This window comes from Chitinophaga ginsengisegetis, from assembly GCF_900168065.1.
GTDB classification, from domain to species: domain Bacteria; phylum Bacteroidota; class Bacteroidia; order Chitinophagales; family Chitinophagaceae; genus Chitinophaga; species Chitinophaga ginsengisegetis.
Window position 1 is genome coordinate 1,392,360 of record NZ_FUZZ01000001.1, and the last position, 25,375, is coordinate 1,417,734.

General features: G+C 46.6%; 21 protein-coding genes. 5 read left to right on the forward strand and 16 right to left on the reverse strand.

Annotated elements, in window-relative coordinates:
- Positions 1 to 118: 118 nt before the first annotated feature.
- From B5Z18_RS05415 to B5Z18_RS05435, 5 genes are all read right to left on the reverse strand, one after another.
- Positions 119 to 790: a YceI family protein gene (locus B5Z18_RS05415; RefSeq protein WP_079468364.1), complete on the reverse strand. Its 672-nt coding sequence runs from the start codon at positions 788 to 790 to the stop codon at positions 119 to 121.
- Positions 791 to 916: 126 nt separating this feature from the next.
- Complete coding sequence (locus B5Z18_RS05420) at positions 917 to 1,222, reverse strand: HP0495 family protein (protein ID WP_079468365.1); 306 nt, start codon at positions 1,220 to 1,222, stop codon at positions 917 to 919.
- A gap of 79 nt (positions 1,223 to 1,301) precedes the next feature.
- Positions 1,302 to 1,742: a YqgE/AlgH family protein gene (locus B5Z18_RS05425; RefSeq protein WP_079468366.1), complete on the reverse strand. Its 441-nt coding sequence runs from the start codon at positions 1,740 to 1,742 to the stop codon at positions 1,302 to 1,304.
- Positions 1,743 to 1,867: 125 nt separating this feature from the next.
- The gene (locus B5Z18_RS05430) at positions 1,868 to 2,131 is read right to left on the reverse strand and encodes a hypothetical protein (protein WP_079468367.1); all 264 of its coding nucleotides are present in this window, start codon (positions 2,129 to 2,131) and stop codon (positions 1,868 to 1,870) included.
- A 34-nt stretch (positions 2,132 to 2,165) separates the two neighbouring features.
- Positions 2,166 to 4,136 carry a DUF1963 domain-containing protein gene (locus B5Z18_RS05435; protein WP_079468368.1) on the reverse strand — a complete coding sequence of 657 codons (1,971 nt, stop codon included), beginning with the start codon at positions 4,134 to 4,136 and terminating at the stop codon, positions 2,166 to 2,168.
- 215 nt (positions 4,137 to 4,351) lie between these two features.
- Here B5Z18_RS05435 and B5Z18_RS05440 point away from each other — a divergent pair, with 215 nt between their 5' ends.
- On the forward strand, positions 4,352 to 5,272 hold the full coding sequence (locus B5Z18_RS05440; protein ID WP_200817202.1) for a DUF2268 domain-containing putative Zn-dependent protease: 921 nt from the start codon (positions 4,352 to 4,354) through the stop codon (positions 5,270 to 5,272).
- Positions 5,273 to 5,516: 244 nt separating this feature from the next.
- Here B5Z18_RS05440 and B5Z18_RS05445 read toward each other — a convergent pair whose 3' ends face one another.
- The 11 genes from B5Z18_RS05445 to B5Z18_RS05495 form a co-directional block, all read right to left on the reverse strand.
- Positions 5,517 to 6,629: an acyltransferase family protein gene (locus B5Z18_RS05445; RefSeq protein WP_079468369.1), complete on the reverse strand. Its 1,113-nt coding sequence runs from the start codon at positions 6,627 to 6,629 to the stop codon at positions 5,517 to 5,519.
- Positions 6,630 to 6,635: 6 nt separating this feature from the next.
- The gene (locus B5Z18_RS05450; RefSeq protein ID WP_079468370.1) at positions 6,636 to 7,439 is read right to left on the reverse strand and encodes a glycoside hydrolase family 16 protein; all 804 of its coding nucleotides are present in this window, start codon (positions 7,437 to 7,439) and stop codon (positions 6,636 to 6,638) included.
- Positions 7,440 to 7,470: 31 nt separating this feature from the next.
- Entirely contained in the window at positions 7,471 to 8,115 is a 645-nt protein-coding gene (locus B5Z18_RS05455) for a carbohydrate-binding family 9-like protein (protein ID WP_079468371.1), read from the reverse strand.
- Entirely contained in the window at positions 8,112 to 8,885 is a 774-nt protein-coding gene (locus B5Z18_RS05460; protein ID WP_079468372.1) for a glucosamine-6-phosphate deaminase, read from the reverse strand. The genes B5Z18_RS05455 and B5Z18_RS05460 overlap by 4 nt, the downstream gene beginning before the upstream one ends.
- Positions 8,886 to 8,896: 11 nt before the next feature.
- Positions 8,897 to 10,105, reverse strand: a complete 1,209-nt coding sequence (gene nagA, locus B5Z18_RS05465; RefSeq protein ID WP_079468373.1) for an N-acetylglucosamine-6-phosphate deacetylase — start codon at positions 10,103 to 10,105, stop codon at positions 8,897 to 8,899.
- Entirely contained in the window at positions 10,105 to 11,427 is a 1,323-nt protein-coding gene (locus tag B5Z18_RS05470; protein ID WP_200817203.1) for a sugar MFS transporter, read from the reverse strand. The genes nagA and B5Z18_RS05470 overlap by 1 nt, the downstream gene beginning before the upstream one ends.
- Positions 11,428 to 11,432: 5 nt before the next feature.
- Positions 11,433 to 12,962 (reverse strand): beta-N-acetylhexosaminidase, encoded by a 1,530-nt coding sequence (locus B5Z18_RS05475; RefSeq protein ID WP_079468374.1) that lies wholly within the window; start codon positions 12,960 to 12,962, stop codon positions 11,433 to 11,435.
- A gap of 13 nt (positions 12,963 to 12,975) precedes the next feature.
- On the reverse strand, positions 12,976 to 14,325 hold the full coding sequence (locus B5Z18_RS05480) for a glycosyl hydrolase family 18 protein (protein WP_079468375.1): 1,350 nt from the start codon (positions 14,323 to 14,325) through the stop codon (positions 12,976 to 12,978).
- A gap of 32 nt (positions 14,326 to 14,357) precedes the next feature.
- Positions 14,358 to 15,932 carry a SusD/RagB family nutrient-binding outer membrane lipoprotein gene (locus tag B5Z18_RS05485; RefSeq protein ID WP_159454204.1) on the reverse strand — a complete coding sequence of 525 codons (1,575 nt, stop codon included), beginning with the start codon at positions 15,930 to 15,932 and terminating at the stop codon, positions 14,358 to 14,360.
- Between the two features lie 44 nt (positions 15,933 to 15,976).
- Positions 15,977 to 19,195 carry a SusC/RagA family TonB-linked outer membrane protein gene (locus B5Z18_RS05490; RefSeq protein WP_079468377.1) on the reverse strand — a complete coding sequence of 1,073 codons (3,219 nt, stop codon included), beginning with the start codon at positions 19,193 to 19,195 and terminating at the stop codon, positions 15,977 to 15,979.
- Positions 19,196 to 19,558: 363 nt separating this feature from the next.
- On the reverse strand, positions 19,559 to 20,623 hold the full coding sequence (locus B5Z18_RS05495; RefSeq protein WP_079468378.1) for a LacI family DNA-binding transcriptional regulator: 1,065 nt from the start codon (positions 20,621 to 20,623) through the stop codon (positions 19,559 to 19,561).
- Positions 20,624 to 21,138: 515 nt separating this feature from the next.
- On the opposite strand from B5Z18_RS05495, the gene B5Z18_RS05500 reads away from it, so the two are divergent.
- From B5Z18_RS05500 to B5Z18_RS05515, 4 genes are all read left to right on the forward strand, one after another.
- On the forward strand, positions 21,139 to 22,902 hold the full coding sequence (locus tag B5Z18_RS05500) for a glycosyl hydrolase family 18 protein (RefSeq protein ID WP_159454205.1): 1,764 nt from the start codon (positions 21,139 to 21,141) through the stop codon (positions 22,900 to 22,902).
- A gap of 157 nt (positions 22,903 to 23,059) precedes the next feature.
- Positions 23,060 to 24,073 carry a hypothetical protein gene (locus B5Z18_RS05505; protein ID WP_079468380.1) on the forward strand — a complete coding sequence of 338 codons (1,014 nt, stop codon included), beginning with the start codon at positions 23,060 to 23,062 and terminating at the stop codon, positions 24,071 to 24,073.
- A 120-nt stretch (positions 24,074 to 24,193) separates the two neighbouring features.
- Entirely contained in the window at positions 24,194 to 24,583 is a 390-nt protein-coding gene (locus B5Z18_RS05510) for a hypothetical protein (RefSeq protein WP_079468381.1), read from the forward strand.
- Between the two features lie 90 nt (positions 24,584 to 24,673).
- A complete protein-coding gene (locus B5Z18_RS05515) occupies positions 24,674 to 25,369 on the forward strand; it encodes an ABC transporter ATP-binding protein (protein ID WP_079468382.1) in 696 nt (231 codons plus the stop codon).
- The last annotated feature ends 6 nt before the right edge of the window (positions 25,370 to 25,375 follow it).

Below are 25,375 nucleotides of genomic sequence, written 5' to 3' on the forward strand. Positions count from 1 at the left end.
AGTACGGAGAAGAGTTTTTGGTAGCAACTAGCTAAAATAAAGCAGCCTGGCACATGATCGTGCCAGGCTGCTTTATTTTGATATTGATATATCAGGCCTTTAAGCCGTAGTAAAGAATTTATTTCTTTGCTGCTTTCAGGCTGAAACCAATTTCAACATCTTTACTGATCATCCAGTTTTCAGGGCTACCTTCTGTTTTGTAGTTGATACCCCATGAAGATCTGTCGATCACGAATTTTGCATTAGCAGTAACGTCCTTTTCGCCAACAGTGATTTGTGCAGGGAAAGTAATGTTCAGGGTGCTGTCTTTCAGGGTCAGGTTGCCGCTGATAAGATTGGTAGCGCCTGGAAGCAGGCTTTTCTGCTTGGTGCTGTCGAAAGGAGCTACAGATGTGATAACAAATTTAGCTGATGGATATTTGGCTACATCAAAAAAGTCGGGGCTTTTCAGGTGCCCTTCCAGATCGGAAGCCTTTTTATCCGGTTCAGTAACAGAAGCCGGATCTGCCAACAGGGTAGTCAGGTTTACATCAAAGCTACCACCGGTAACCGCTCCGTTTTCAACGTTGAGACTACCATCTGCAACTTTGATAGTACCAAAGCGGGGGGCAAATCCACCTTTGTGAGTAGCACGCCATTGTACAGTTGTAGTGGCAGTGTCAATTGTATAAGCTGCGCCGGCGGTCACAGCTGCTTCTTTCTTTTCTTCGGTCTTCGCCTGATCAGTCGAAGCACCGCCACATGCTGCAAGTGTAAGCAGCAGGGCAAAGGCAGGTACTGTTTGCTTCATAAATTTCAAATTAAAATTATATATAAGTTCCCGAATATAGGCAATTGGGTTTAATCACGATGCAACATATCGAAAAATGTCAATATTATAACAATTCATGCATACTTTTTTGCATAGCAGCCACCCCTACAGCATAATCACCGAATCAATTTTTGACACCTCTTTATAGTACGAGATCACCTCTTCCTCATCCTGAACAGGTACCTGCACCGTAAAGGATTTATATTTCCCCCCGGAAGAACTGGTTTCTGTAATTCTTGCGCTTACATCCGCAAACATCGACTTCAGCTCTGCTATCTTATCCTCGTCCGCCTTAATAATAAACTTAAAAGTATATTCAGTAGGGAATACTATTGATTGCTGCAACAATGAACGAAAATTTTCATACGGATCTCCGCCTAAGCTGGCATTTACATTTTCACCTGTAGACATATTAATACTATTTATCAATTTTATTTCGCAAAATCAACCTGCAAAATAACTTCTTTTTTAAAAATCCACCTGTCAGCCATTAAAACAGCCTGCCTTCCTCCCATATCTCCCAACTGCCCTCTGCTATTTCCTCTTCGAGTTCATGCGTGTTCCAGCCACAATACCCGATGAATAACCGGATGTCCTGTTCCAATATTGTTCCATTATTCATATGCATCACCGCGGCCTTAAAGTCACCTCCCATATAGATGTTATCCGCTACCGGGACACCTCCTGCTATCAGATCAGGGCGCCGGTGTACAAAATAAAGATGTTCCCGGTCCACGGGGCCGCCATCATACAGCGGAAACGGCGGACTATATCTGAACTCTTCCAATTCATTAAACTTACGGGGAAACTCCTTGTTCACCACAAATCCCATCGCTCCCTTTTCATTATATTCAGTAATGAAAAGGGTTGCATCTTCAAAAAAGGTATCATCCAGCAGCGATGTGCTGGTTATAAATATTCCTGCATCCATAACTTTGTAAACCCGGAGCTTTATTAAACTTCGAAAGTACGCATCAAAAAGGAATTTCGTGCCCGCGGCAACCTGTTTAAAAGAAAGCGACCACTATGTGCAGTTATCTATCTCCCCCCGGATAATTAATTAAAGGTACCTATCAACTGAAGTACCTGGCTGGTGGCCAGGGTTAAACCAAGTATCAGAAAAAGCCAGAACCGGAAGGTCCGGTAGGTTGGTTCCGCTATTATATAAATCACCATACACACAATCCAGAATGCAACGGCGATACTTTTAAAAGTAACGGAGTTTTTCATATAGGTGCTCCCGATAATTAAAAGTATAAGCCCCGCTACTTCTATAGGAGGACCATAACGCTGCCAGAACAAAATTAATTTTCTTCTCATAACAATATAACTTTCATTATGTAATCTGTGAAACTTAGCTGCTCTCTATCGTTATAAACACCTTGCGGAAATCCTTTTTCGCCAGGTCGCTTTTATGTATAACAAAAAACAAATCACCGGCATCTCCCCAGGAAAAATCCCCGCGGGATTTTACAGTAAGCAGGATGGTCCAGTCTTCAGGATTTCCTTTGCAGGCCAGCGCCGCCTGCAACTCCGGGGATTGATGCTGGGTGAAACCATAGTTGTTGATTTCATAATCACTTTCCTGCAGAAAATTAACCGGTTCTTCAAAAACTTCGTACAGGCTATCAAGTAGTGCTTCCTCCTGCAGTAAAGGTTTTGAAACCTCCCGGAAAATGTACTGGTTGGAATGCCAGGAGTAAAACCCCGGCACCGAATTTTTAACAACGGCATTTGCTTTATAGGGCGTATATTGTCCGTTCTCCAATTCATAAAAGTCCTCCTCCGGGAAGGAAAACCTTTTGCCCGATTGCAGGGTGGAGTTATCGGCCACATACAACACTTTACAAGGCAAATGCCCGTCGCGGGCGCCGATGTTATGGATAGTTTCCAGGAAAAAGAAAAGCGTTCCCGTTGCCGGTAAATATTCCTGCAACGGCGCCAGTGCTTCGCAATTAACCTGGGCTATAAATTCATACTTATAATGCTGCTTGTTATAATCGTCGTAATAATCAGGATAGTCAATATTCTCAGGCAGGTCGGGCATGCCGCCAAACCGGTGATTACCGGTAGCGGTGTAGTCTTCCTCACCGGAATGATTAAACCCGATCGTCCGTTTTACGAGCGCACGTAAGGCTTCACCGTGTGGCAGTAACCCTTCTTCCATGAGAATTTCGTCGACGGGCCGGATTAACGCTTCGTCCTGTTGTGCAAAAAACAGTTCATCGTTCCACTTAACCGGTCCGTTGCCATCTGCATCTTTGTAGGTATTATCAAGCAACTGCTGTTTATTATTCATATCCAGATCCAGCCCGGCAAAAGCTGAATAAGCGGCGGGCAGGAATGAAAACGGGTTATTGGCGGCGTTGATCTTCACAATTTTTGGCAGAGCCAGCAGGTTTTCCGGCAAAGTTCTTAATTGGTTCTTCGCCAGGTGCAGGTATTTAAGCTCCGGCAATTCAAACACTGAAATTTCGCTGAGCTGGTTGCCGTTCAGGTTAAGATATTCCAGGTGCGGCATATCCATGAGGTGGGCGGGCACACGCGACAAATCGCCGCCGGCAAACGAACAATGTTTGAGCTTTGTGAGCTTGCTCATATATTCAGGAATGCGGCACAGGCTTGAATCAACAATCACAAGATGCTCCAGTTCCTGGAGATGAAGCAGCTTATCATCCAGCCGTTCCAGGGGTAGCTTCTTCACCGGCCATTTAGCGGTGATCTCCACGTGCCGCAATGCTTTCAGGCGATAAAATTCATTCGGCAGCCGGTCGAATGTGGGGTTGATAAGCACCAGTTTTTTCACCCATTCTACCGGGGCGGCGGCTGCTTCTTCCACAGCAGTAAAACAATATCGTTCCCAGTTTAACTGCGCGGTATTTATCTTCCTGTAAATAGTAACCGAAAAAACCGGCTGATCACTCCAGGAAGGTTTCAGCTGCCCCAGCAACGCTACCCAGCCATCTTTAAAAACAACATCTCCAAAAAACTTTAGCGTATAATGAAACCGTCCGCGGTTCATAGAAAGATAGGGCTCCTCATGTTTATCTTCCTTAAAGTGAATCACTCCTTCCGGTGCATCGCTTTTATAAATCCCCAGGGCAGGAATCACTATTTTCACTTCCCCGGTGGGCTGGTATTCGTCCAGCAGCTCCGCCTTTACAGCCCTTTCCACATCGCTGGTGCGGGCAACAATAGTAATAAGTAAAGCGCCGGAATAATCGAAATCCTGTCCGGACTGCGCATCATCCATCTCAAAAATAAAATCGTTTATCTGAAAGTGATCTTTACCATCCGCTGGTGGCACAAAAGCATGAAGTTCCATAAGCCCGTTCTTTTGATATGGTTTCCTGAAATTGGGTTAACCGGGTTACCGGTGCGCTGCATAATTATACGAAAAGCCTGTTAAAAAAAGAATTTTCCGCCAAAACTTTTGTCAGATGACAACTCTCCCGTAGCCAGAAGGTTTCTTATTAATTATTTATTTCAACCCGTACATTCCTGTTAAAATTTGCTTCAAAAAAATTACTTTACATTATTATGAAGCCCTTTCAATTACCTGCTGCTATGCTTAAATATTGCCTGACGTTATTACTGGTTGCGCTTACCGGCACCGTTGCCTATTCCCAGACAGCTTTTTCAAATAACCCCGACAGCGCTGTTTTTCTTACCAAAGACATAGATAATTTCTGGAAAGCTTTTGACCTTTTTAAAAAAGATACCACCGTTAACCCGTTTGGCAGTGCCTACATCGACATTGGCAGTGCGGGAGTGAAAGGATTTATTCCGGACAGGATTAAAAACGCCGAAAATTTGTATAAGGTGGTCAGGAAGCGCAGCAGCGACTATGAAAAAGTGAGGACCACAACTTTGCAGATGAAAGAAAAGGAAAAACAATGCAGAAGCGCGTTCTACGCTTTAAAATACTGGTACCCGCCGGCACAGTATCCGCCTGTTTATTTTGTGATTGGCGCTTACAATTCAGGTGGAACATTCAATGAGGAGGGTTTGTTTATTGGCGCCGAAAAACAAACTGATATCAGCAACATCCCGTTTATTGTGGCGCATGAGCTGATTCATTTTCAGCAAAAGAACTGGATGGAAAATCCAACTTTATTGCAGCAGAGCATTGTTGAAGGCAGTGCGGATTTTTTGGGAGAACTGATATCCGGGGCAACCACCAATAAAACCGCAATAGACTATGGGAATAGAAACGAGGACAAACTATGCCGGGAATTTGTAACAAGAATTGACAGTACAAACTATATCGACTGGCTATACGATGTTTCCCGGAAAGACGACCGGCCTAATGACCTGGGTTACTGGATGGGTTATAAGATCACACAACAATATTTCATGAAGGCGGCAGATAAAAAGCAGGCTGTCAGGGAAATTCTTGACATTAAGGATTATAAGGCTTTTTTGGCCCAAAGCGGGTATCTGAAGGATTATATTAAATAAAATGTAAATATACTATTAGGGACCGCATCCCTTATCTTAGCGGACCCATGCGGGCCTCCAGGGGGGAGATAGTGCATGGGGAGTGCATTAACAGTGCATGGGGAGTGCATGAGGAGTGCATGGGAACAGTATTGATAGTGCATGGGCTATCCATGACATACGCAAGTCCGAGGCATCGCAGAAGCATCCGCGGGGTTCATCAGCCTCCCTGTTTTAGCCGGGCATACGTGGGCCATTATTTAAATTACACTTTCACATATATCTTCCGCCTGTCCATCACATACCCAAGCAGCCACATCATCAGCATATAAGCAATAGCAAACAACAGGGAAGCATTTTTGTCAGATAACCAACTGCTAAAAGCATCCCTGTAAATAATCCCTTTCACCGATCCTCCGTTTATGCGTATCATCCCCATCAGCACAATCACTACCCACGCAACAATGTAGATGAACAAGGGATTTTTACCGAATACTTCAAAGAAGTAAGTCCATTTCCGGAATAACCATACATCTATGATGGTAATCAATGCAGCGAGGATCAGCAAATCAAAACCGGTGGCATAAATAACATAGGAGCTGGTCCAGAGCGGCTTATTGATAGGCAGCCACCTGTTCCACAACGCGCCGGCTGCCACCAGCAATATGCCGGCAGCAAACAATTTCAGTACACCTCCATTCTTCTGCACAAAACTCCCCGTAAGAAACCCTGCCACCACATTAACAACAGCAGGAAATGTGCTCAATAGCCCCAGCGGGTCAAACGGAAAGCCATAATGCTTATACATATGCCCCGGAGATAAATAAAGCGCGTCCAATCTGCCAACCACATTGCCTTCCAGGCTGTAAGGGCCGGGCGGTACACCAAAACAATACAGCACATACCAATACAACAATAATATCAATACGCACATGATAACGAGCGTCCGGCTATTGCAATAACGGATCATAAAAGCTGCGATGCAGTAACAAACCGCAATACGCTGTAAAACGCCCCAGATCCGTATGTCAGCCAGAGGCTTCCACATATAATGACCCTGTTCGTACTGAACAAAAGGGAACATACCGAGCAATAAGCCATTTACAAAAATGATGGCTGTACGTTTGAATACCTTCCCCATAAATTCAGTATGAGCAAAACTTTTCATCTTCCTCATACTGAAACTAAGCGCGTTTCCTACCACAAACAGGAAGGAAGGAAACACCAGGTCGGTCACCGTAAATCCGTGCCAGTCGGAGTGCTTAAAAGGCGCATAAATCGCATTCCAGTTGCCGGGTGTATTCACCACTATCATGAAAGCAACAGTCATGCCTCTCAGCACATCCAACGCAGGGTATCTTTCCGGTACAGATTTCATACTTAATTAAGATAAGGGGGTAAATTTGAATTCGTGTATAATGATTTCTACAGCGTTGCCATTAGAAGGCGGTGCATTAAAAAGCCAGAGGTTCATGTGTATGGGCATTTGTAAGGTACTGATAGAGGTGGGTGTAGTCCAGGTTTTCGTTTCAAACTGGTTCAGGTTTCCATTCTGGAAGCCGTGCAAACTCTGAAAGTGAATGGAGGTGGCATCGCGCCGGAACCGGTGTGTGGTATAGGTTCCGTTCAGCACAAAATCCTTTGCATAGGTTACGTTGCTGATGCCGGTATCACCGGTAGCCGGCCAAACCGTATAGTTCAGTATCGGCGCGTTGGGATACCCCCATCTTGAAAACTCAATATCCATTTCATCGAAACGGCTGTTCCCGGAATAATTAAAAAGCCCGAATACAATATTTTTATCCAGCGCATTTACGGCTCCTTCGATCTTCCATTGGTAGGTGCCATATCCGAACAACTGGGTGCTTCTTACTTCTGCACATTCCCACCGGCCGGTATCATTATGCTTTTTAAGCACCAGGTGTAACCGCCCGTTGCTGTCTACCCAAACGTTATCACCGCTCCAGTAATTATTGTGAGGCCCTTGCTGACCGGCCGGCTCCTTTACGATCCAGGTGTAGCCGGAAAACTGGATGGTGGTTTGGTTTATGCCGTTCACCGCAACCGTATTGGCTTTGCCGTGCTGCACACTTGCTTTTGTTTGAACCGGGCCATCGGGCCTGGAGGAGGTACAATTTGCAAAACAAACAGGGATGGCTGCCAACAGCCATACAAAAATGCTTTTCATAACTTTGTACTTTTTATAGGTTATTGAATAATCAGAGAAAACAGATGTCAGCAAAATCTTCCCGCCGGTGGAAATCGGGCATAGCGGCCTTTACATCATTCCAGGTTAAAAAGTGTGGCGCCGGCATTTCATCTCCGCATTTATAAAAATTGCCTTTTACCTTCATGGCGGTGAGCGTGGTAATGTTATGATAGCTAAATACCACCGCTGGTATAATCACCGTTAATTCCCAAACAAATGACCTCCTGCCCTGCTCCACTGCCGATATGATATGAGTAGCGGTGGTGATCAGGTCAGTAGCCGTAACGGGCAGCGGGGCCCTGTTTTCACGGCTGGATCCAAACCCGGCTTTACACCAGCCGATGCAGTTAAACTCCAGGTTATAATAGTTGCCGCCATCGTCGCAGGCTACAAAAAATTCCACGCAGCTGTCTTTATGAATATCCCCGTTGGTAGAAGCCGCCGCCAGCAAATGACTTTCCTTTACGTAGTATTTGAGCAGGATGGCATCTTCACTATGGGCAATGGAAAACGCTGCCTCCACTGCATGCGCATACTGAGGCCAGGGGTTACAACTGATCGGGATCACCTGTAGCCTGTCCAGCAGCCTGCTCACTTCAGCAGGCGCGGGTTTACCATACAACGGAATAAAGGGCACCTCCAGTTTCCGCATCATGATACCTTTTGATGACTTAGCCGGGCACTACTTTCCTCATCCAGGAAAAGTATGGCGCCGGGGTGGTTTCGCAGGATAGTAGCCGGATATTGTTCCTGTATATCCCGGTGAATAGTATCATATATTGCCGCTGCTTTCCGTGGGCCGGGTACTACGCAAAAAATATACGGCGCTGCCAGCAGTGTGGGGATGGTTAATGTAACGGCATGTGTGGGCACTTCTTCCAACGTGGTGAAGCAACCGTCGTTTACCTGTTGCTGCCGGCACACTTCATCCAGCGTTACTATTTTCACTTTTTGCGGATCTTTAAAATCCGCCACGGGCGGATCATTGAAAGCAAGGTGACCATTCTCTCCTATTCCCATACATACTATATCTGCAGGATACGTTTGCAGCAGCGCAGTATATTTTTCACAGGCTGTTTCCGTGCCACTGCCATCGATATAGTGAATGGTATGAAAGGGTAATGCGTCAAAGATCCGGTGCTTCAAAAAGTTGCCAAATCCCTGTGGTGCATCTGCCGGCAGGCCAATGTATTCATCCATGTGAAAAGCATTTACGCGGTTCCACTCCATGCCGTTCTCGTGTAGCAGTGCTTCCAGGAACTCGTTCTGGGAAGGGGCAGCTGCAAAAATGATATTCACTTCTTTTTTATTTCCCAATAAATACCGGAGGGTGGTTGCCGCCATTGCTGCAGCTGCCCTGCCCATTTCCTGCCGGTCCGGATAAATCTTCGCGGTTAATTTCCCTGCTTTAAATTCCTTTATCATGTTTGTTTTATTTAGATAAGATAACCGGAGAAAGATTCTTTCGACATGTACACAATGTTTCCGTTCACGATGGTGGTGTCAATGTTTATCCCGTCGTCGAAGATGACGAGATCCGCATCCTTGCCTTTTACCACTGTTCCTTTCCGGTCCTGTATATGAAGAATAGATGCGGGCGTTTCACTCATCATCCTTACCGCATCACGCAGGGGTATCTCTGCCAGTTCTATCATGTTCCGCACTAACCGGTCGGCAGTAGCTACGCTTCCTGCAAAAGCGCTGCGGTCGGGCAATTTGGCTACGCCATCTTCTACCAGCACATTCAAACCATCTTTAAGGCTGCCTAATACCGATGGTCCTTCCGGCATGGCCGCAGCCCGCATGGCATCGGTGATCAGGGCGGTACGTTCGGGGCCTTTAATTTTATACACCAGCTTCAGCAACGGGGCAGGCAAATGAATACCATCAGCAATGATCTCTACGGTCATGCCGTCGATCAGGTAAGCGCTTTCAATGACCCCGGCATAGCGGTACGCATTACGCCGCGAAACACCGGACATACAGGAATAGAAATGTGTAGCATGTGTAAAACCTGCTTCATAGCCTTTTATCACTTCTTCATAAATGGCATCGGTATGCGCCAGTGCTGCCAGGATATTCCTGTTGGTTAAATATCTTCCGAATTCCAATGCGCCGGGCAGCTCAGGCGCAGCGCTCCATCTTTTGATGGCCGGCGAGCGGGAAAGTATGTCCACGTATTCAGCAGGGTCGGGATGGCGGATATACCGCGGGTCCTGCGCGCCCTTCTGCTGCATGGAAAAATATGGCCCTTCAATATGCAGTCCGGCAAATGCGGCGCCTTTATCATTCAGTTTGTGCGCCTGTTCATAAATAGCCAGGGTATCCAGCAAATCCTGCTTATCGCAGCTCAGGGTGGTGGGCATCATGGCCGTGGTGCCATAACGCGCATGCGTAATCGCAATCTGCAGGAAAGCTTCGATTGTATTGTCCATAAAGTCGTGTCCACCGCCACCATGCACATGCATATCTATAAAGCCGGGCGCAATGTATTTTCCGCGGGCATCGATCTCTGTTGCGCCGGGTATTGCTATGTTTTTATCGCTCACCTCTGCGATGATGCCATCTGCAATGATCACGCAACCACCGCTAATCGTGCGTTGCGGCGTAAGCACCGTTCCGTTATATATCTTCAGATATTTCATTATTCATTTATGGTTTTCCGGTTCCAGCTTCTCAGGCCAAATGCATAAAATGCGTAAAAGATCAGGTAGCCATAACAGGGCAATAGTACCAGGTAGGCAATGCGCAATCCATACTTATCGGCCCAATAGCCATACAGGAGCGGCAAAATAGCATTGCCGCATAATCCCATCACCAGTAAAGAGGCGCCTGTTTTTATAAAGCGTCCGAGGTGGTCGAGCGCCAGTGGCCATATTCCCGCCCATATCATGGAGTTGGCGAATCCCAGGAGTACAATACACCATACAGAAACATCCGTGTGATGCCCCAACAGCGGCACCTTTCCCTGTACAAAGGGAATCATACAGCTGAACAAAAGACCCAGTACCGTACAGATACGCAGCGCCGTCAGTTGCGAAAGGAACCGTGGTATCAATAAAATACCCAGTATATAACCCGTGATAGTGGCCGCTAAAGTATACGACGGAAATATCTTTGCTTCGAGAAATGGCATCCCCATACTGGAAGCGTAGTTGATGATACTGTCCACCGCAATCACCTGTGAGCCTACGTGAAAGAAAATGGCTACCGCGCCTAACACCAGGTGCGGAAATTCCAGGATGCTTTTCGGGCGCTCCTGTGGAACCGCCGTAGCTGTGGGTTCCGTATCGGTATCAATTTCCGGCAAAGGAGAAAATCTTATCAATAATCCCAACAAAAATAAAACAACAGATACCACTGCATAAGGTACCACCACCCGTTGGATCAGCTGGTCCAGTATCACTTCCTTTTCCTGTCCCTGCATGGCGGGAAGCTCCCTGAAAAGCGTTTGATCGCCCGGCCGGATAATAGCCACCGCAAATAAAAGCGGCGCCAGTATGCCGGCTGCTTTGTTGCAGATACCCATAATGCTGAAACGCTGCGCGGCCCGCTCCTTGTCGCCGAGTATAGTGATATATGGATTGGCCGCGGTTTGAAGGATAGCAAGGCCCAAACCGATCGTGAAAAGCCCCGCCAGGAAAAGCGGATAAGCCCTCGTAATACCCGCGGGCACAAAGAGCAATGTACCGGATGCCATGATCCAGAACCCGATCATCATTCCCTTGCGGAAACCTGTTTTCTTCAACAGGTAGCCGGCCGGCAACGACATCACCAGGTAAGCAATATAAAAAGCAAATGCCACCAGGTAGGATTGAAAATTATTGAGTTCACAGCCTATCTTAAAATAAGGGATCAGGATCGCATTGATCCAGGTGACCATCCCAAAAATAAAAAACATCAACCCGATGATCATAATGGGGATGGTATCTTCCCTTCGTTTATACAATACTCCCTGCATGTTCATATGTGTCATTTGTTAGCCTCCAGCTTAGTTCTTAACTGATTCCATCTTTCATTACGTAAGGTATTTTCTGTTTCAATCTCAGCAGGAAACAATACGTCCCTGTTCATAAGAGAGAAACGTTTGTTCAGCTCCTCCGGCTTCAGATCATTGAGCTGTTGCAGCAGGCCCGCAGCCTGATTGCGGGTGTAGGCAACATCATTCATCCTGGCTTCTATCATTAAACAAGACAGGTAATAAACCCGGATATCACTCAATAACAGGAAGTGACCGAAGCTGGCTTTGTTAGCGGAAGGTTGCAGGGAATATAGCACCCTGGCTGTTTCCCGGGCACTGTCCAGCAACGCGGCAAGCGAAACGCCCGGCTTCACCACCGCTCCCTGTGATACTTCATAAGGCGTTTTCTTCAGGGCATTCCAAAATGACAGGGCCTGCGTTTCATTAAAGCCGTATTGATCTTTGCAGTAGCGTGCAATGAATTTTTCTACCTCCAGCGGAGCTGTGGTACGCAAACTTTCAAAATACGCCGCTATCAGCATATCAAACCCCGTGATGGGATATACCCGGCGAATCGCATACAGGTCCGTAATATCGTTGGCCGACTCAAACACCGGCGAATATATTCCGGAGGTAGACCACGAAGTCATGATCATACCACGGTAACCCAGCTTCCTCGCCTGCGGAATAAAGTCACGGATATTATTAAAATGTTTCTCCCAGTCGGTCAGGAAATAATTATCAGGACCACTCCGGATAGCCGGGGAACCCCATATTTCAAACCCGCTCTGCATAAGCTTTTCATGATCTCCAAAACGGTTAAGGTCCCATCCATAGTTCCAGTCTATAAAAACAGTTTGCTTTGGTAAGCCCTGTAACGCGTCGGGATATTTCAATGCAATATCTGCCCATACTACCGGTATCTTGCCCAACCTTACTACTTCTTCACACAACATTTTTATGTAATCTCCATACAAACGTCCTTTGCCCACTTTTGCTACTTTTTGTCTGGAGGCTTCCGAATGACCAAGCAGATAAGTTTCATCGCCTCCAATATGAATATACCGGGAGGTATGTGTGGAGATGAGATCCTTATACAGCTCACTAAATAGTACCTTGCAGGCTGCCTCTTTGGTTGGGTTCACCTGGGAATAATCTTTCTGGTCTTCCCGGAGTTCCCGGTAGCGCCAGTGCCGGAGAATATATTCAACATGGCCAAAGCTTTGCTGGAGAGGGATCACATCAATCCCCAACCCGTTACAGTACTTTACAAAATCAATAACCTCCGTTCGCGTGTAGGCGTACCGGTTGGAAATAACGGCGTGTTGCTGATAGGGATAGGTGGCCTCCCATTCCATCACCAGTGTGTTGATGCCATGTTCACTTAACTGCCGCGCAAAGGCTTTCAACGCCGGCATCTTCATCACCTGTATGCGCAGGTCGAGATGAAAACCTTTCACGCGGAAAGTATTCGCCTGGCCACTTACGGAAAGATACATGGCCAATATAAACACCACTGTTAATACACGCTTTGCCATCATAGTACTGCTTGTTTTATTTCAATACGTTGAATATAGTGCCGGTTAAAGAATTGGCGCCTTTTACATCATAATCGCCCGTCCAGATATAAGCACCGAGGAAACCATTCTGTTTAAGATAAGTGGCTTTCTGCGTTACCAGTGGTAAGCCATTAAAGTATACCCCTTTGGAAATCGCCGCGTATTCCTTATCAGACGCAGTAGGCACTGCTGCCAGGATATCCTTGTAGGGAATATAGTTATAAGACGACCAGCTCAGGTTGTTCCCGTCTGCATCCAGCTGGTTATATCGCAGTCCGAACGCCGGTATGCCAAGCACCAGTTTTGAAGCGGGGTACTTTGCTTTCCACAGCTGCGCGCCGGCCACAAAATAATCATATCCCGAAGGCTGGCCCGGAACCTTACCCGGCCCTACATGCACGCCGTCTTCGAAGGCATGCACGTTTAGCCAGGTGGCGGCGGAGAGATCAGGATAACGATCATGATATTGATTGGTGGGTACTGTTACTGAAATAATAGCGCCTGCGCCAAGTGCCGCCCGCAGCTCGTTCAATAACAAACCCGTTGCTGCAATGTTAGCATTAATAATAGCAGAAGATGCGTTGATATCCGTCATCATGATATCCACACCATCCATTTTCTTCGCGGCAATATAACCTGCAATGGCCTTTACCAGCGCCGCTCTTTTTGCCGCATCAGTGATCACAGCGCCAAAATTATTACTCTGGCTTACGCTCCATCCATCGCCCGACAACGTGCCGCTTACACACAGCAGTACCGGCACGCCGTTGATGTGCGCCCTGCCTGTCAGCTCCTCGGCCTTGCGGTAAGGTTCTCCTTTCGATATATCCATCACACCGGCGGCTGTGATAGTGCCTACTTTGTACGCCAGATGTGTGATCGTGTTCCAGTCGATATACTTATAGCCGGCTGTATCATTCAGGTATGCCAGCACAACACCGGCAGCCGTCTTTTTCTGATACGTGTCAGGCACTACAAAAACATCGCGGTAGCGACTGGTGGTTTTACCTTCATAAGACACCTCCAGGCGGATACGGAAAGCGCCGCCGGTTGTGGCTGTAAATGCAAAGGTATCGGCAGTAGACACTTCTTTGTCGTTTACTTTCCACGAAATGGCCACTTTGCCTCCGGGAGAATATTGCATACCGGTGAAGGGCAGCTTCTCTCCTATCATCAACACCCTTACACTGTCCGGGCTTTCCGGGAACAGGGCCGCTTCATTGAATACGCGCGGTGTGAACGGCCTTCCATCGGCCTGTTCATCTGCTTCATCTTTTTTACATCCTGCTATCATCAGGCAGCATCCCATAAAAACCGCCAGCAATAAATAAATGGATCGTTTCATCAGTTAATATTTTTATTCCTGTGTTTGGATGTTTATTCTTTGTCCCACCATACTCTTTTCAGCCAGTCATCTTCCCCTATCCGGTCAATGGCAGCCTGCACGTTCACTTTGTTCTGCTCTTTTTCGGACAATGGATACTGGAACCGGCGTGGTATAGTCAGGGAGGTGGATTCATTGTTGGGCGTAGCTACCAGTTCAGGATACCCGCTCCTGCGCCAGTTGGCAAACAGTTCCGGCCCGTTCAGCATTAAAGCGATCCACAACTGGTTATTGATCTGTTTTAATTCCGTTCCCGGCTGCAGCGGATTGTTGGTTAAGAAATCAGCTATTTCCGCATCGGGGATCACCGGCCCGCCGGGGTAAAGGCTCAGCTGTTTCATGGCTGCCTCTACCCCCTTCTGATAATGCGTAGCCGCGTCTGCACCCAGTGTGAGCCCCAGGCGTACAGACGCATCTGCCAATAACAACTCCACTTCTGCATAGGTCAAATGCAGGAAGGGGGCGTTATTGCGCATAAAACAAGTATTCATCTCACATTTCAAATCACCGTTCACTGCGTTATAATTGGCGCCATTGGCGAGTTTAACTGTAACCGGACCAACCCAGTCTTCATACACATACTTACCAGGTTTGGACCCCACCAGCCCCAGCACGCTGGCTCTTACCTGCGCGGTAATATCTTCCCTTTCAAAAGGCTTCAGCGGCACATTCTGTTTGTAACAGCGTGGTATGTAGTTGATACGTGGGTCGTTGGTATTTTTCAGCTGATCCAGGAAAGTGGTAACCAGCTTCGGCATCGCGCTTTGCTGATTGATGGCGGCCGACACGGAGTTGCCACGCAGGTCGGAATAATTATTCTGGATGTCCATGTGCTTCGTCATGCAGTTATCCGCATTGCTGATCATAACGCCGCCATCTGCATTAAAGGCTTCCTGTATTTCCTTCTTAGCCTTTTCAGCATCACGTTTCACCAGGCGCAGGGCCAGCCTGATCCGGAGGGAATTGGCAAATTTTTTCCAGGCGGCAATATCCCCCTTGTAAAAAATTTCATTGGATACTTTATCTTTCGCAGGGTCCAGTTGCGCGGATGCGGCTTTCAGTTCTTCAAGAAAATTATTGTAGATGTCCTGCTGCTGATCATACACAGGACGCTTCACCTGGGTGTAAAAAGCGCTGCCGGCCTGGGAATAGGGTATATCTCCATACAGATCCGTTAACCTGGCAAAAGTATATACTTTCATGATCCGGCAGATGGCATTCAGGTTGGTTTTTGATGCTACGCCGTTGGTGCGTTCTACAGCATCTACTATATTCACCACATCATTCTGATAACTGTTTTCCCACATTACCCACATACGCGTAATGTCTTTGATATACATGCCTCCTACCCGCGCATAATAAGCGGCGCCCAGCTGTTGCATCATCGGCATCAGCACAATGCTGTTGGTACGTTCCTGCGTAGAGAGATCTCCGGAGAACCATAGTTGTGCAAAGATCAACTGGTTCTCGGGGTTTATTTTGCTGGACTTGGTGGGATCTGTATTCAGATCGCCGAATTTGCTGCAGGCGGATATCAGCAGCAACAGCGCCAGTAGTATATATCTCATTGAATGGTTGCTTTTAGTGTTCATGTCTGTCATGTTGTGATCATTTAGAACTTGACATTCAGGTTAATTCCCCAGCCCCGTCTTGATGGAAGTGAGCCATATTCCAGTCCCTGCCCGTTACCGTTATTGTAATTGGAATCCGGATCCACGTTGGGGATATCTTTATAGATGATAAACGGATTCCTCGCTACCAAACCAACCGCCGCATCTTTGATCGCTAACTTCCTGTTGAAGGCGCCCGGCAACCTGTACGTCAGCGTGATTTCCCGCACTTTTACATAGGTAGCTTTGTAAATAAACGGCACCGCGATACCATTACCATCGGAATAAAAACCACCCCAGTAAACAGAGGGATCTACTGCCCGTGTATTTTTTGTGTATACCGGTTTGCCGCCGGCATCGGTGCCGGTTTGTACTACGCCTTCAGGCACATATCCTTTTACATTTCCGGCTGCCTGCCATTCGCCGGGAGTCTTTTTGGCGGCGAGCCTTTCCTGTTCTGAAAGGATCCATTCCTCGCGGCCCGGCAAAGTTTTCACACTGCTGCCTCTTACTACGGAGAACAGGTCTGTCATAGAGAAAATATCAGCGCCGTATTTGATGTCGAATGCAGCATTGAGACTGAAATTCTTATAGGTAAAACGGCTCATCACACCACCGGTCCAGTCGAACACGCCTTTGCCCAATACTTTTCTGTCGGGTGTAGGTATCGGATTTAGTGAAGATGGGTTAAGGATAATGTTTCCGTCCGGATCTCTCTGGTAGTCATATCCGAGGATAGCGCCGTATTTCTGACCGGGCATAGCGGCCACCAGCAGGCCAAGCCATCTTGCTTCTGATAAAGCAATAAACGGTACATCATCAGCCAGTGATTCTACGTTATTGATGTTGCGTGCAAAATTCAATGTGAGATCCCAGGAGAAATCCTTTTTAGATACAGGTGTACCGGACAATAACAATTCTATTCCTTTATTGGTGATCATACCGGCGTTGATGATCTGTTTCGGATACCCGGAAGAGATAGGCGCCGGTACAATATTGATCTGGTCCCTGGAGCGGGAGGTATAATACGTTGCATCAAAATTGAGACGGCCGTTAAAGAATTTCAGATTGGTACCGGCTTCAAATGAGCGGGTCCTGGTGGGTTTCAGGTTAATGTTCGGTAATATTTTGGTGGCCAGGTTAGCCGGTTGCACACCGTTAAATGCCAGTGGGTAAAGACTGTAATACACATCCAGCATGTAAGGATCGGTGTCGTTACCTACTTCTGCCCAGGAAGCCCTCAGCTTACCGAACGACAATACATCGTTCTTCATTTTAAACGCATCGGTAAAAATGAAACTGGCAGATACGGATGGATAGGTATATACGTTGTTGTTTTCCGGCAAGGTAGACGAAGCATCGGTTCTCACCGTAGCATCGAGGTACAGGTAATTCTTATAGCCGAAGGTGAACAATCCATAGGCCGATCTTATTTCCCTGCGGCTGTTATTTTCTTCGATACTTTTATCCTGGTAGCTGTTGATGCTGATAACATCTGTTACCGTCATATTGGAATAGGTAGCGGTAGTGCCTTTCCTGATACGCTGGTTAAGGCTGGCGCCGAGGCGTGCAGAGAAGTTAAGATCGGGTGTAATTTTTTTGGTAAGGGTAGCCATGAAATCGGCCTGGGTAGTGGAGTACTTCTGATTCAGTACATTCATCATGCCCGAAAGCGCCAGCGGTGTTGTACGCGGACTGTATTTCCGGTAGTCCAGGAAAGTGATATCGGTGGAAGCCCTTGCCAGGAAACTCAGCCAGCTGTTAACCGTATAGGTAGCGTTGAAAGCACCGGTGAGCCTGTCTTTCAGCGTAACGTTCGACATTTCATAAAGGATCCAGTAAGGATTCAGGCGGTAAGCGCCACCGCCCCATTCCACGTATTCACCCTTGTCGGATTTATAGGTATCGGAAAAAACAGATTGATCAATGTTATTGGCCAGGCCGTTAAAATTCTGGCCAATGTTGGTGGGCGCATCTCCCAGTCCGGCCCTGTTGTTAACCCTTTCGTTCAGATAGGTGGCCCTTACATCCACATCGAGTTTGCTGCCGAATTTAGACCGGCCGCTGAACGTAAAATTATTGCGGCGGATATCACTGTTCGGCAGGATGTCTTTATACCGCAGGTCTGAAACGGAGAAGCGGAAGTTGGACCGGTCCGTTGCGTTGGTGAGCGACAGTGTATTATTCAGGGAAGATCCTGTTCTGAAGAAGCTTCCGAAATTATCTTTTGCGAGGGCATAGGGCCTGGTTACGCCGTCGAATCCGATGGCATTCAGACTGGGATCCAACCGGGGTCCGAAATTGGTGAACATGGTGCTTTGCGCCTGCGACTGATCCTGCGGCAATTGCCCGGAACGGCCCTGTCCATACAGGTATTGGTTGCCATCTACTTTTGTAAGCTGGTTTTCAATGGTAGCGGTGCTGTTCAGTTCCACGCCCAATTCCTTCGACTTCGCGCCTTTTTTGGTAGTGATAAGGATTACCCCGTTGGCTGCGCTGCTACCATATAATGCAGCGGCAGAGGGGCCTTTCAGTACGCTGATTTTATCGATATCATCCGGGTTAATAGCGGAGATGGCATCGCCCATATCCACACCTTCCGCGAACTTGGTATCGCCTACCTGGCCGTAGTTGGAATTATCCATCGGGATGCCGTCGATAACATACAGTGGCTGGTTGTTGCCGGTAATACTGGTATTTCCGCGGATGATAACCCTTGAAGAACCGGAGGGGCCTCCGGCCGTACTGTTGATGATCAGGCCCGGCACTTTTCCTGCGAGGGAATTGATCACGTTGGTTTCTTTTGCTTTGTTGATATCATCTCCTTTTACTTCGGAAAATGCGTAACCCAGCTCCCGTTCTTCTCTCCGGATACCGAGAGCGGTTACCACCACATCTCTGAGTGTTTCTGAACGCGACTGCAGCCTTATGTTCATGAGGCGTTGCGTTCTGGTGAGGAAGCCGGTACGTTCATATCCAATCATCTGGATGATGATACTGTCGCCGCCCGCGGCTTTGATGGAATAACCGCCATCACCCGCCGAGATGGCCGTTTCCTTACTGTTTTTATTGAAGATACTTGCGCCGGGAATGACAGCGCCTTTTTCATCGGTGATGATGCCCTTTATAACAGCGGGGGCCTGCGCAGCGGCGTAATGCCGGGAAGCCGCCAACATCGTTATACATAAGTACAGATGTTTAAACTTGACAATTGCATTCATGGTGGTAGTGATTTTGGTTCTGGCCTAATTCGATAAGTACAAGCAGTGATCAATAAATACCCGCCCGGCTTCACTTTATCCGGAATAAAGCGCAGCGCATTCTGGTTGACTAAATACTCCCTGGCAACAACGATGAAATAATACAGGCTGTTAAAAACGATGGCTGAAATTACGACCGTTAACGTACACGAAAAAAAGGTAAAAAAGAGGAATCGCCCCAAAGCACAATTCCTGCACGTTAACGAAAGAGGTAAAGGAATTACAATATCCCTCATTTCGTTAACGTACACGAATATAGAAATAAAAATCAGAAAATGCTATCTATCGTAAAATATTTTTTTTCCGGAGAGATAAAAATCAGGGTTAATTCCTGTAGTTGAGATAGTTTTCCCTTGTGATGATATCAATAGGCATGTACTGCTGCTGTTCAATCACAGCGCCGTGAACCAGGTGGTCGTATAAAGCCATGATGCCTTTGTGTCCCTGTTCCTGCGGCTTCTGGCAAATGAGGAAATCGATCACCGACTTTCTGAGATAGTCGATATTCTCTGCGAGGAAATCATAGCCTATCAGTTTGATGTGGCCAAGACCGGCTTCTTCCAGGTAACGCCCCACCGTGGCTACCCTTGAATTGGTAACGAAGATTATATCCACCGGCGTTTTCGCCAGTGCTTTGTGTAATTTACTTTTTACAGATTTATAGTCGGTTTGCCGGATATCGGTTTTTCTTATCTGGATGTCTGCAGGATGTGTTTTATAATATGCCCGGAACCCTTCTTCTTTCCTGAGCAGGTGATGATGCAGGTCCATTTCCCTTGATATATTAACAATCAGTACCTGCTGCCCTTCCCTTACAAGATAGCTGATGAGATGCGCCGCGAGGTAACCGCTCTGGTACAGGTCCGGCCCAATATACGTGAGGCTCCCGGCTGTTTCGATATCTGAGTTAATAAATACGAAAGGAATCTTCTTTGCCCGGCATTTCTTAGTGAAATTCAAGGACTCTTCTTCAAACATAGGCGCCAGCAGGATACCCTGGTATTCCTTCTTTAAAATTTCGTTGGCCCTGGCAGTGAACGTAGTTTTATCGTTCTGATCAAAAAAGTAAATTTCCACGGTTACCCCAAAGTCACGTATGCTGGCAGCCGCCTGCCTGATACCATTCAGTGGTGCATTCCAGTATCCTGTTTCACCGGAAGCCGCCGGGATCAGCACCGCCAGGTGAAGAAGCCTTTTGGATGCCAATCGCCTTGCCATAATATTTGGCTGATAATCCAGGTCCTTAATAATCTCCAGTACCTTTTCCCTCGTTTTATCCGCCACACCGGTACGGTTATTCAGTACCCTGTCTACAGTGCCGATGGAAACATTTGCCCTGCGGGCAATTTCCTTCACTCCTACCAATGCTGCTTCTTTTGTATCTTTCATTAACTGGTTTATTGAGCATTCAATTATTCGGCTTACAGTAGCGAAGGTATGCCTGTTCCGGCAAAACCTGCTATACCAGCCGGTAATACATCAAAAATACTAATTTAATCCTGTTTTCATCTATTCCTGCCTCCCACACTAATGCCTGATATTTTTATTGTAAAACTTGGAAATGAAGAAATAAAAGCTATTTTTGTGTACGTACACGAAAATAGGTAAAAAAACGTTCGCCCAAAAACATACCTCCCATCATTGAGAAAGCAGGTCTTAAAAGACAGGCTTCCATGCTGCATTATTGTACCACTTCTTTAAGGGTATAACGATGATGGCTACCCGATTGTATAACATCAGCCAAATCATGGATTCCCGGTAATTTCCGCACCGGGTAAAACCAGCTATTTAAAATATTTCCGCTTATCATTTACTGTTCATTTAAACCAAAGAAAATGAAACAAAAACTAGTCGTATCCGCTATCCTGGTGTTACTTATTTCCGGCTGTACAAAAATCCGGTATATGCTTAACACAAACAAAACAGGGCATATGTCCACACTGCAACTGGAAGAAACCGGGTTTAAGATAGTGGCCTATCTGCCTAAATATACTTCCACACTCGCAGATCATATCAATGCCTTCGATTTCTCAAAAGTCACCCACCTGAACATTGCATTCTTTAACCCGGATGTAAACGGTAACTTCCCTGCATCACAAGGCACCGGGCTGGATACCATTGTGTCAAAAGCGCATCTTAACAACGTTAAAGTGCTGTTGTCGCTCGGTGGCGGCTCCAATCAGAGCCAGTATGCCAACCTGCTCACTGCAGCCAACAGGGCCGCCTTCATTACCAAAGTGGTCAACCTCGTATCACAATACAATGTGGACGGTATAGATGTAGACCTGGAAGGAGATAACATCGATGAAAACTACGAAGCATTTATCACCGGGTTGTCGGCTCAACTCAAACCCAACGGAAAACTGCTCACCGCAGCCGTTGCCTGGTGGACGCGCGACCGCGTTACAGATTCCTGTCTCACTGCCTTTGACTTTATAAACGTAATGGCCTACGACAAAGCCGGCGACGAACATTCGCCATACAGCTATGCGAAACAACATGTGGAATACTGGAAAGGACAACGAGGACTGGCAGCAAATAAAATAGTGGTAGGCGTGCCGTTCTACGGGCTATACACGGCATCCGGCAATTTACAATCCATGAAATTCAGTGAGATCACCGCACAATATCCCGGCGCCGAAAACAAAGACACCGTGCGGCGCACAGATGGCAACGTAGTTAACTACAACGGCATCCCCACCATTCAGAATAAAACAGCCTATGCCCAACAGGAAGCCGGCGGCATTATGTTCTGGCAGGTACTCCAGGATGCAGGCGGATCGCTTTCCCTGCTCAATGCTATTCATGACAAAATAAACAGCAGCACCGGATGGGCGCATCCCTACATCACCTGGAAATTTGACCTCAGCTCACCGGCGTCTGCCACCTTCACCGACTCCACCGCTGCCAAAGCCTCTGTTTCCGTAAAAGGAACACCCGGCTTTCTCCCTGCTCCGCCATATGGCTACGGGCGGGTATTTCTGCCGGCCACCTGCGGCGGATACTTTCAGCTGCAGCCAGGCACTAATCCTCCCGGCCTGAAAATCGCCGCCAGCTCCACCAACACCCCAGCAAAACTTTCGTGGTATACTATCGACGAGGCAAAGCCACTGGCAGCACTCACTTTTAATCTCAACCTCAATGCTGCCTTAACAAACGGCCAGCTGATCATTCCGTTTGGCTACAGCACCACCAGCAGCAGTACCTTTAATAACACCAACCAGCTCACTTCCGTTAACACACCCGGCGTTTTCGCAGCTATCCGCCTGGATTTTTACGGCGGCAATTTTGCCACCCTCTCCTACCGCAATGCTACCTTCGGATACACCACCATCAACAATACGGTATTCAATAAAACCGGGAACTATAAAATTGAATTATACTGCAACAACAGCAGCGCAGGAGAGAATTATACAAAAGGCGCCAACAGCTATACACTGCCGGCACAAACCTATAATCTTTGGGTAAATGATGTGCTGATACAAGGCGCTTCTTCCTTAACAAACTTCCCGGCTACCGGGGAACTGGCGGCCCTTAGCACCATCAATAGTTTTTCTTTCAACGCATCAGGCAATACAGGAACACCTGGTACCACGCCGCCAACAAGTGCTAATTCACTGCTGGCTACGTTGAGTAATATTTTTATCAGTTTTGATTTGAAGAACTAAGTGCCGGATTTCATTAAAGCGCCTGATTCTCTTAAGAAGAGATCGGGCGCTTTAATTTCAAAGCGACCTTCCACCTGGTGTTTTTTTGATAAATTTTATTATCTTAGGTTAGTATTAATACTACGGCCCCATATTGTTAATTAATTATTCCTATTCCATGAGTTACCTCCTCACCATTATTACCGGTATCCTGGCTATCCTGGGAGTTTTACTTGATACGCATAAAGAAATAGATAAAGGCGAAAAAAAAGTCAAAGTGATCACCCGCTGGGGAATTATCACCTGCATTTGCCTTGCCATTACCCTATCCATGTCATTATTCCTACAGTATGAAAGCGAAGCAGAAGCAGAAAAGCTTCATCAGGATAATGAATTTATGAAACTATCTTTGGTACCGGTTGGACCCTATTACTATTTTAGAATTCACTTTAAAGATTCTCTCTTTAACTCTTCTACATCGAAGAATTATTCAAGAGAACTGACTTATGCCAAAAAGCAGTACTACGCGCGATACCATCAACTGGACAGTTCTGAAGATGGTGAATCCATTACCAGGATACTATTAAAACAATACAGTGGGGGATTTCTGGACAGTAGTTCCCAAAAACATATTTTTAAAAATCTGGAATACATAACAGACCCTAATGCACCTATAGCAACAATTAACCTGGAAGCCGGTGTACTATCCGGAAGAATAATCTTTTACAGGGATGGTCTTACTTCACCAGCTTTCTTTTTTTCAAAACGGCAATCTGAATTTTTTACAAATAATCATGACACGACAAAAAATGTCATTGATGCACATTTCTTTTACAATGAAGACATGTGGACAGTAGGCGGGCAATTACAAAATGAGCTAAAGGCCGGAACCATTTACGGGGCCATTCTGAAAGAATATAAACAACAAAAATCGGCTTCCTCCATCTACCTTTTTTTTGATAAAGAACCCACATTAAGTGTTTTAAATAAATGTAACCGATATCTCAACCAGATAGATCAGTTAAAATTCCTGCTTGCCTATGATCCGGATGCTTTTTATTGGTTAAAAATAAAATTCTGTCTTTCAACAAATTATACCATCCACCCTCCCCGTGAAGGCCGGAAACAATGGGTAATGGTAAAAAAAATTCAATACGATGCTCTGCCTGTAATGGGTGATATCTCAGAGTAGGCAACCTATAACCGGCCATGATTATAAGGAGGCAAATTACAATATGCTTGGAGAAACGGTCCAAAAGCTATTTTATTACTTCTACATACAAACTCAAAAAATAAAACTTCCTCCGTTTTAATGAAAATTGTAACTTCGTTGCATATTTTGAATAAAAAGCAAAAATACCGCCTTCAGCTACTCTCCAGGACCGGAGCAATATTTCTATTGCTCATCTTCCTGAGTGCCCCGCTGATAGAGGCTTTCCACCATCATCACTGCAACCCCGGCACTGAACTGCTGCTAAAAAAACATACGGATACCGGCGATCATCAATTCAATACGGTCCATGCAAAGTGTAAGCTGTGCGATCTGATAAAACATCAGTCGCATCACTTCCTGCCAACACAATTGCCTCACCTGGTATTCATCTCCCCGGTTAAAAAAACAACCGCTTCACTTTTCCGCGTACAGGCTTATTCCGGCTACCTGCTTTCCTGTACAAATAAAGGGCCTCCCGCTTTCTGCTAAATCATTTACTGCTATTGGATGTAACATCCGGTTCTTGATTTTTCACACCTGCTATACGGGAGGTGTATTGCTGCTTATATTCTATTTTCTATGCTTCAGGCAATATCGTTATCAAAACATTACCAGTCGCACGTTGCGCTGGACAATCTCAACCTGGAAGTTAAGCCAGGTCAAATTTTCTGTTTGCTGGGCCAGAACGGCGCGGGCAAAACCACTACCATCAACCTGTTCCTGGGCTTTACTGCGCCTACATCGGGGAAAATAATGATCCACCAGAAAGAAGTGCAGCCCGGCGACGCCGAAACGCGCAAACACCTGGCGTATATCCCCGAAGTGGTAATGCTGTATAGCAGCTTAACCGCCACCGAAAACCTGGACTACTTCAGCCGGCTGGCCGGTTTTAAGTATGATAAAGCCAGGCTCACTGCTTTTCTTTCTGATTGCGGCTTACAGCAGGAGGCGCACGACAAGCACCTCTCCGGCTTCAGCAAAGGCATGCGGCAAAAAGTAGGCATCGCCATAGCGCTGGCAAAAAATGCGGATGTGATCCTCATGGATGAACCTACCAGCGGACTGGATCCCAAAGCCACCGATGAATTCACGGGATTGGTCCGGGAACTGGGCAGGCAGGGCAAATCCGTGTTAATGGCTACGCACGATATATTCAATGCCGTTAATGTAGGCGCGCGGATTGGCATCATGCGCAAAGGTCAGCTTGTGCATACCTTAAACGCCGGCGATATCAATGCCCGCGATCTCCAGGAACTATACTTACAAACCATTTAGTTACAT

Bases quoted from the DNA above. Each gene is read 5' to 3' on its own strand.
- B5Z18_RS05415 (WP_079468364.1), bottom strand. From the start codon at position 790: ATGAAGCAAACAGTACCTGCCTTTGCCCTGCTGCTTACACTTGCAGCA.
- B5Z18_RS05420 (WP_079468365.1), bottom strand. From the start codon at position 1,222: ATGTCTACAGGTGAAAATGTAAATGCCAGCTTAGGCGGAGATCCGTAT.
- B5Z18_RS05425 (WP_079468366.1), bottom strand. From the start codon at position 1,742: ATGGATGCAGGAATATTTATAACCAGCACATCGCTGCTGGATGATACC.
- B5Z18_RS05430 (WP_079468367.1), bottom strand. From the start codon at position 2,131: ATGAGAAGAAAATTAATTTTGTTCTGGCAGCGTTATGGTCCTCCTATA.
- B5Z18_RS05435 (WP_079468368.1), bottom strand. From the start codon at position 4,136: ATGGAACTTCATGCTTTTGTGCCACCAGCGGATGGTAAAGATCACTTT.
- B5Z18_RS05440 (WP_200817202.1), top strand. From the start codon at position 4,352: ATGAAGCCCTTTCAATTACCTGCTGCTATGCTTAAATATTGCCTGACG.
- B5Z18_RS05445 (WP_079468369.1), bottom strand. From the start codon at position 6,629: ATGAAATCTGTACCGGAAAGATACCCTGCGTTGGATGTGCTGAGAGGC.
- B5Z18_RS05450 (WP_079468370.1), bottom strand. From the start codon at position 7,439: ATGAAAAGCATTTTTGTATGGCTGTTGGCAGCCATCCCTGTTTGTTTT.
- B5Z18_RS05455 (WP_079468371.1), bottom strand. From the start codon at position 8,115: ATGATGCGGAAACTGGAGGTGCCCTTTATTCCGTTGTATGGTAAACCC.
- B5Z18_RS05460 (WP_079468372.1), bottom strand. From the start codon at position 8,885: ATGATAAAGGAATTTAAAGCAGGGAAATTAACCGCGAAGATTTATCCG.
- nagA (WP_079468373.1), bottom strand. From the start codon at position 10,105: ATGAAATATCTGAAGATATATAACGGAACGGTGCTTACGCCGCAACGC.
- B5Z18_RS05470 (WP_200817203.1), bottom strand. From the start codon at position 11,427: ATGAACATGCAGGGAGTATTGTATAAACGAAGGGAAGATACCATCCCC.
- B5Z18_RS05475 (WP_079468374.1), bottom strand. From the start codon at position 12,962: ATGATGGCAAAGCGTGTATTAACAGTGGTGTTTATATTGGCCATGTAT.
- B5Z18_RS05480 (WP_079468375.1), bottom strand. From the start codon at position 14,325: ATGAAACGATCCATTTATTTATTGCTGGCGGTTTTTATGGGATGCTGC.
- B5Z18_RS05485 (WP_159454204.1), bottom strand. From the start codon at position 15,932: ATGAGATATATACTACTGGCGCTGTTGCTGCTGATATCCGCCTGCAGC.
- B5Z18_RS05490 (WP_079468377.1), bottom strand. From the start codon at position 19,195: ATGAATGCAATTGTCAAGTTTAAACATCTGTACTTATGTATAACGATG.
- B5Z18_RS05495 (WP_079468378.1), bottom strand. From the start codon at position 20,623: ATGAAAGATACAAAAGAAGCAGCATTGGTAGGAGTGAAGGAAATTGCC.
- B5Z18_RS05500 (WP_159454205.1), top strand. From the start codon at position 21,139: ATGCTTAACACAAACAAAACAGGGCATATGTCCACACTGCAACTGGAA.
- B5Z18_RS05505 (WP_079468380.1), top strand. From the start codon at position 23,060: ATGAGTTACCTCCTCACCATTATTACCGGTATCCTGGCTATCCTGGGA.
- B5Z18_RS05510 (WP_079468381.1), top strand. From the start codon at position 24,194: ATGAAAATTGTAACTTCGTTGCATATTTTGAATAAAAAGCAAAAATAC.
- B5Z18_RS05515 (WP_079468382.1), top strand. From the start codon at position 24,674: ATGCTTCAGGCAATATCGTTATCAAAACATTACCAGTCGCACGTTGCG.